The 5,871-nt window shown below is 64.8% G+C and carries 6 protein-coding genes; 2 read left to right on the top strand and 4 right to left on the bottom strand.

The genetic code is table 11. The annotated features are described in order from the left end of the window. Positions 1-1,118, top strand: a 1,118-nt coding sequence (locus FGQ67_RS09845; RefSeq protein WP_171025305.1) for a MobA/MobL family protein, incomplete at its 5' end; no start/stop codon positions are given. Positions 1,119-2,919: 1,801 nt separating this feature from the next. On the opposite strand, the gene FGQ67_RS09840 is transcribed toward FGQ67_RS09845, so the two are convergent. The 4 genes from FGQ67_RS09840 to FGQ67_RS09830 all read right to left on the bottom strand — a co-directional run bounded on the left by FGQ67_RS09840 (position 2,920) and on the right by FGQ67_RS09830 (position 5,215). Beyond that, complete coding sequence (locus tag FGQ67_RS09840) at positions 2,920-3,444, bottom strand: SH3 domain-containing protein (RefSeq protein WP_138341759.1); 525 nt, start codon at positions 3,442-3,444, stop codon at positions 2,920-2,922. Positions 3,445-3,644: 200 nt separating this feature from the next. Next, positions 3,645-4,355: a 3'-5' exonuclease gene (locus tag FGQ67_RS09835; protein ID WP_171025304.1), complete on the bottom strand. Its 711-nt coding sequence runs from the start codon at positions 4,353-4,355 to the stop codon at positions 3,645-3,647. A 4-nt stretch (positions 4,356-4,359) separates the two neighbouring features. Then, positions 4,360-4,842, bottom strand: a complete 483-nt coding sequence (locus tag FGQ67_RS10145) for a hypothetical protein (RefSeq protein ID WP_171025303.1) — start codon at positions 4,840-4,842, stop codon at positions 4,360-4,362. After that, on the bottom strand, positions 4,832-5,215 hold the full coding sequence (locus FGQ67_RS09830) for a hypothetical protein (RefSeq protein ID WP_138341755.1): 384 nt from the start codon (positions 5,213-5,215) through the stop codon (positions 4,832-4,834). The genes FGQ67_RS10145 and FGQ67_RS09830 overlap by 11 nt, the downstream gene beginning before the upstream one ends. Positions 5,216-5,505: 290 nt before the next feature. Between FGQ67_RS09830 and FGQ67_RS09825 the strand changes: the two genes are divergently transcribed. Beyond that, positions 5,506-5,871 (top strand): MobA/MobL family protein (locus tag FGQ67_RS09825; RefSeq protein WP_171025302.1); only part of this gene is annotated, 366 nt, incomplete at its 3' end.

Below are 5,871 nucleotides of genomic sequence, written 5' to 3'. Positions count from 1 at the left end.
TGGATGAGCGCGGGCGGCTCGCCTGCGTGCGCGACTTCTGCGCACTGTTCCCGACCAAGGCGTGCGACTGGGCGATTCACGACGACGGCCGCGGCGGCAACCCGCACGCCCACGTGCTGGTGTCTGCGCTCGACCTCGGTGCGGAGGGCTTCGTGCCCCGCACCAAAGCGCAGAAGGGCCAGAGCTGGTACCTCGTCCAGAACGACGGCGGCGAGCGCATCGCGGTCCCCGCGACGGGCTGGGCCGCGGCCAAGGCCGCGGGCTGGCAAAAGCTGTACAACTTCGAGGACGGCAAGCGCCGAACCATGAAGCAGGCGAGAGCGGAGGGCCTTGGCACCAAGGACCGCGTCAGCAAGAGCCCCGTCAAGATGCACCGCACGGAGGGACGCAGCGCCCGCGAGGTGGAGAAGGAGCAGCTGGTCGAGGTCCGCGCCGCCTGGGCGAGCATCGCGAACAGGCACCTCGCGGCGCACGCCGCGGCCACGGGTACCGCGGCTGTGGCCATAGACCATCGCTCTAATAGAGATAGGGGGCTGGACGAGCAGCCGACCGTCCACGAGGGCGGCGCGGGGCTGATCGGGCACGCCGACCGCGTGAAACTCAACAAGGAGATACGCGAGCGCAACGCCCGCCTGCGCGTCCTGCGCTCCGAGCTGCAGAACGAGGGCGCCGCCCTCGAGCAGCTGCAGCAGGAGATCGCCGACCTCGAGAGCAAGCGCCGCACGGCCGAGCATTCGTGGCAGTCGCGACCGCGCAAGGGCGAGCGCCAGCGCAAGGCGGCCTTAGCCAAGCGCCGCCGCGCGGCTATGGCCACCGCCGCGGCGGCCACCGCGGCAAGGAAGCGCGCGACCGCCGCGGCAGTGGACCAGACCGACACCCGTGCCGAGCTTATCGTTCAGCTCGACGAGCAGATCGCCGCGCTCGACCTCAAAATTAGGACGCTGCAGGGCGGCAATTCTGCCGCGATGCTGTCTGGTCCCCTGCGGGAGGCTGCGGCGCTGGGAGTCGAGCGCCGAAAGCTCGCCGACGAGCGGGCGCGTCTCGCGGGGGAGGACCCCGCGCCGCGCAGGTCCGCGCCGCCCCAGACTGAGCAGAAGCACCGCGGCCCCAAGCACTAGCCGCCGCGGTAGCTTCAGCTACATCGGCGCCGGCTATGGCCATGACCGTTCGCGGCGGCAATCCCGCCGCCCGCGGCCACCACTGGTGGTAGGCGTAAAAAAACGGTGGAGCGGCTGCAAAAGAGACGCCCCACCGGGTAAAATCAGGTTGTGCCGCGAAACCCGCTCCTCAGGTAGTCACACTTTCGGAACGCGGGCAACGCAGGTACAGTCGAATTGATAGCCCGGTGCCAGCCGGGCTATTTCTTTCTCCCTTCGCTATCCGTTCTGCTTATATTCCTTCCACCACCGGATCGCGTACAGGACGGACCGGGTGATGCTGGTCAGATAGGCCGTGGCACGCAGGATTTCAAGAAACAAGTTCATAGGCCGCTCCAATCGGGGATCGAAGCGTTGCCCGCAGACGGGTTTCGCGGCGGTCAAGATTCTACCCCACGTCCTGTAAAGGCAGGGCCTTAGCCATCGGCGTCGGCAAATAGCAAAAATTGGGCTTCCCGAACGGGAAGCCCCCTTGCGCTTCATTCTGTTTTGTTGTAGCGATTTGAACATATTTTGTACGGCAGCGTACGTGTATCTACCTGCAAAAATAGTCAAAAAAAAATAGCAGCCTGCCCGCCGTAGCGGGCGGGCTGCTGCTATTATTGGGCTGTGCGTTGGTGCTACCAACACCTTCGCACGAGTAGAGGCGAGCTACCAACTCGCGATTCTACAGCGCCAGGAAAGCTACTACCCCGCTTGCCTGACATGTCTATCATAGCAGCAACCCGCAGGTCACGCTATTAGCAAGCTGAGAATTCGCAAATGGGAGCCACCTCAATGGCTCCCATTTTTTGTGGAGCGACACATAGGCCGTTCCACGTCGGCACGGGTTGTATGCCCGTTCAAAAAGGTAGCCCTTAGCTCGAATAGCGTGAGACTGTGACATGCAGAAGAGCAGTCCATGCGGACTAGTCGGCCCCCAGGCATGGGTCGGCGGTGCGCCCCCAGGCGGCAATATCGGCCACCTTCTGGCGATCCACACCCCGATGACGGCGCGATGGCGTCAAGGCCAAGCAGACGCTCGACAACATGTCCGCGACGGTTAAGTGGCAGCTCAGCGCCCCCGCTCGCGTATGCTGGGCGCGAGGGGGGGGTTGGGCCGCCTCGCTAATCAAAAACAAATCTCTGGTAAAAGGGCTCATGCCCCGACAAACCGTGACACATGGCGGTTTGAGGACTCGGGAAAGCCCAGGATCGCCTAGAAGGTCGCCGTAAAACCCAAGGGAAGGCTGAGGGTTTCCGCATTTCATATGTGTTAGTCAGACTGGGGGGGGGGCGGCCGCAGTCTGTCTCGACCACGCATCCCAAAGAAACTAAGTCGTCACCAACCTGCGGCAAAGCCGCGCAGCATAACAACACTTCCAACCATCGGCATGGAGACCGATGGACGGTCAATCCATCCAGCCGACCCGCCGCCGCCCCTGCCAGGGCAACCCGCACGTCCATCGTCCAAGCACGCTCGCTGCGCTCGCTCTGATGAGGGCCTGCGCGGCCCTCATACACCCGCGTCCAAATGGGATGCACCCTGCCCGCCCTCGGAGAGGGACCCCCTCTCTCTGGATAACTTTTTGAAACTCTCCCAAAAAGTGAAACGACAAAACCCAGCGGAGACGGGTAGCCCGTAGGAAACCGCGGAGCGGTTTTCATGGGCGTTTTTAGCCCGTCGGAGCGGTGCGTGGCGCTTGTTGGAAGGGCGGTAAATCTTCGATTTTCCGCGCTTTCAATGGGCGCCCGAGTTGACTTAGGGATAGAGCTCGAGCAGTTAAACGGTACTTTTTGGTAGCAGGTGCTGCGCCTTGATGCGGTCGCGCGTCCAGGGCCAGTGGAACCCTTCCAAACGGCGGCTCAGCGCAAGGTCATCGCGGAGCTGGGCGTTCTCGCGCTTCAGGTCCTCGATGCGCTGCTCGGCCTGCGCTATGGCTTCGACCGCATCGGCATCGCGGTTGGCGATCTGGTCGGTCAGCCGCTCGACCTCGCGCTCGAGCGCGGCGATCTGGTCGCGGTACGGCTCGACCTGCGCCTCGAGCAGGTCGCGGGCGGCCTCGGGGTCCTCGGGCGCGGAGCCGTCGGTCGGCATCAGCGCCGCGGCGAGCGCCGACGCGGTCGCGGGCGGGAGCAGCTGTCGGCCGCGGCGGTCGGATGGGTCGGAAACCGTGGCCAGATCGAGTTCCTTGAGGCGCCGCGCCGCGGTCGATTTGGACACGCCGCAGGCCTTGGCGACCTCGGCTATGGTGGTCAAAGTCGCGGCATCGCGCTTTTCGGTCGCGTCACGGTTTGCAGCGGTCATGGCGGCTCAGCTCCAGTTCAAGTTTACATAAGGCCTATTATTGGTACCTTCATATATCAATCTACCTGCGATTATATCAAGTCGCGGCAGTGAATCGGTTCACAGTCCGTCCCATCTCGGCGCATGACGCGGGTTTTGGGGCGAGATTCGGTTCGCACCGATTCTCGACCCAAAACCCGCGTCATCGCGGCGGTGTCGCGTCAGAACCTGAAATTCGGGTAAAGCATCTGGATTCCCTCCGGCCCCCGCAGCCGACGCCACTCGGCATCAACGTACTTCTGCACCGCAAGGCACGCCAGCGCGTCCGAAAGGGATCCGTGGGTCTTGTCGGTCCACTCGTACTCGGCGATCCGCGCCGCCTCGGTCAGCTTGTACCACTTGTAATCCTCGCGAGCGCTGTCCCAGTCTCCCTGGAGCTTTGCGAACTCATACATGGTGTCGGTGATGCGCGGTTTGCGGCCAGGTCTATACGGTTCGATGTTGACGGCGCTGAGGAAACTCATGTCGAAGCCGACGTTGTAACCGATAATCTCGTCGGCGTCGCAGATGATCTGGCCGATTCTGCCATCGTCCTGCCAGATGCCGCGGCACTCCGCGACCGACTCCGGCGAGATGCCGTTGACCCTCTCCGCATCGGGCCACTCGGTCTTGCGCGTGGGCTTGTACTTCCTGTCGTGGAGTACGTTGCCGTCCCAATCGACGATGCTCAGGCTAAGAATCTCGTCCTCGTTGGGGTCGAGTCCCGTGGTCTCGCAATCGAGGCAGATGATCTTTTGGCGCTCGTCGACCTCGAGGTACCCGAAGTTGCCGCCGTCGCGCTTCTTCGTCAGCTTGATGGGGCCGCAGCTCGGCCCGAAGATGTGCGCCGCCTGTTCGATTTCCTCGGGCGTGCCGTCGATTCGGATCTTCATCGTGTCACTCCTCGCCCAGGGTCCAGTAGACCTCGCCGTCAACGTCGACGCGGTAGATTCCGAGCGCCGCCCCCGCGATCTCGAAGAATTCGTAGGGGTCGGCCGCGGCGCGGCCCGCGTCAGCGAGTTCCGCTGGCATGGACGCAATGGTGCGGACAAGGCCGCGATTGTCATCGGTCGAGCGCGCCGCGGCCTCCCTCGCCGCGCCGAACTCGTCCCCCTCACCGTCGTATGCGTCCACCGCCGCGGCGCGGTTCTTGACCGCGTCCTCGGGCTTGTCCTCGCAGCTCGACCACAGCTCGACCTTGAGCCCGTTCGGGCTCACGCCGAAGCACTCCATGGTGATCGCGGCCGACCCGTCCGCGCGGGTGTAGTAGCTCTCGATGCGACCGCGGCGGATGAACTGCCCGACGTCGGGGCCGCCGCCGTAGTAGAGGGCCGCGCCGTCCGCGGAGCGGTAGGCTGAGTAGTAGACCTTAACGTTCACCGTTTGCCTCCAGCATCATGCCGACGGCCTCGGCGATCTGGCCGCCGCGGGTGAACGGCTGGCCGTTCGTGTACCGCAGCTCCTCGGTCAGCGCGACGGACAGGGCGCGGCGACTGTCCTCGGTATCGAAGGTCATGCCAGCGGTCTGCTCGAGTATGGCACCGACCTCGACCAGGCGGTGCGTGCGGGCCTTCCGCTCGGCCGCGGCCTTCTTCCGCTCGAGGTCCCTCAGCTCCTTCTTCAGCGCCGCCGCCCTCGCGGCCTGCTTGTCGGCCGCAGCCCTCTTCCGTGCGATCTGCTCGTCAATCGAAGCCGTCATATCGACCGTCCTTCCTGCTCGTTGCGGTTTGTCCTTGCGGGAAAATATACCCATCAGCGCGGTAAAATTACGCGGTATGGGTATATCACTTCTTTAGAAGTGCGCACTTAGCACCACTTTCCCTGCGGTAAAGCGGTGCATTGCGTGCGGTCCTGCGGACGGCCCTACGCCCACTCCGCCGCGCCCGTTCGCCTTGGGCGGCTCACGTACACGGCGGCGGGGCTGCGCGGTCGCGGCGCTCCCTTGCGCTCCGCGGCACGGGTGCCATTCGCCGACCGCGGCTCATGGCGCACCGCACCGCTGCGCGGGGCGCGTCCGCGCCCCTTGCCAGAAAGGAACTCGCTATGGCCATCTACCATCTGAACGCCCGCGGCTGCTCGCCCTCGACTGGCGCGGGCGCTGTCCGCAAGGCCGCCTATCAGTCAGGGCAGGCGCTCGTCGAGGAACGGTCTGGCCAGCTCTGCGACTATGCCCGCAAGGAGCGCGTCACCGCCCAGGGCCTGGCCCTGCCCGCGGGCACCCCGCCCATCGACCGCGGGAGCCTGTGGAACGAGGCCGAGCGCGTCTGGTCCGAGGCGGGCGGGGGCAAGGAGCTCGTGGCGAAGCGGTACGAGTTTGCCCTTCCCGTCGAGCTGGATGAGCGCGGGCGGCTCGCCTGCGTGCGCGACTTCTGCGCACTGTTCCCGACCAAGGCGTGCGACTGGGCGATT

The organism is Collinsella aerofaciens, from assembly GCF_005845035.1.
GTDB classification, from domain to species: domain Bacteria; phylum Actinomycetota; class Coriobacteriia; order Coriobacteriales; family Coriobacteriaceae; genus Collinsella; species Collinsella aerofaciens_I.
This window is presented reverse-complemented; position numbering and strand designations above follow the sequence as displayed.